Source organism: Psychrobacter sp. 1Y4 (assembly GCF_051847555.1).
The window spans coordinates 1-628 of record NZ_JBPYDE010000753.1; the positions used below are offsets into that span (position 1 = coordinate 1).

Annotated in this window: 1 protein-coding gene; it reads right to left on the reverse strand. The window is 41.7% G+C overall.

The features are described 5' to 3' along the window. Positions 1–241: 241 nt before the first annotated feature. Positions 242–469, reverse strand: a complete 228-nt coding sequence (locus ACS8FC_RS18705; protein WP_439297895.1) for a hypothetical protein — start codon at positions 467–469, stop codon at positions 242–244. Positions 470–628 lie beyond the last annotated feature (159 nt).

Genomic DNA, 628 nt, shown 5'->3' on the forward strand with positions numbered 1-628 from the left:
GAACAATAACACATAACTATTATCAGCTATTAATACAAAAGAGCCCGAGGTTTGCATTAGCCTGGGCTCTTTTATGTTTTTTTAAACTTTTTGGCTTTTAGGCTTTTAGGCTTTGTAAAACGGCGATTAGTTGTGCATAAATACGCATTTAATTGTGCATGTTGTAAAACGTAAAAAGCATTTAATTGTGCATAGATATGTACAATTAAATGCCGATAGTTTAACAGCCTATAAACGCTCATTAAACGCCATATTCAGAATAGACGACATCAGGTGCTTCACCAAGTACTTTACTGCTGACACGGTCATAATAGACCTTCTTATCTGTTTCCATCTCTCCATCAAGCAATATGGTCGCTCCTGATTCAGTCTGAGCCACTAACTTGCCACCGCCGCGCTGTCCTGTAATGCGAGCAGTGCCTCGCTCTGTACGGCTAAATATTTGGTCAAACTGACTTAATAGATTCATCTATAGCTCCTATGCGTCCAAATAACGATCAACACTGATTGACTGCCACACTGTGGGCGCATCGTTGTCTTGATCGACATCGACGCTAACACCAGTAATCACACCACGCCATGCACCCTCTGGGTCGTTGAATTGCCATATTTCGCCTAATTGCGCCAG

What these genes read in the sequence shown, in the direction of transcription:
- ACS8FC_RS18705 (WP_439297895.1), bottom strand. Translation starts at nt 469, where the DNA reads ATGAATCTATTAAGTCAGTTTGACCAAATATTTAGCCGTACAGAGCGA.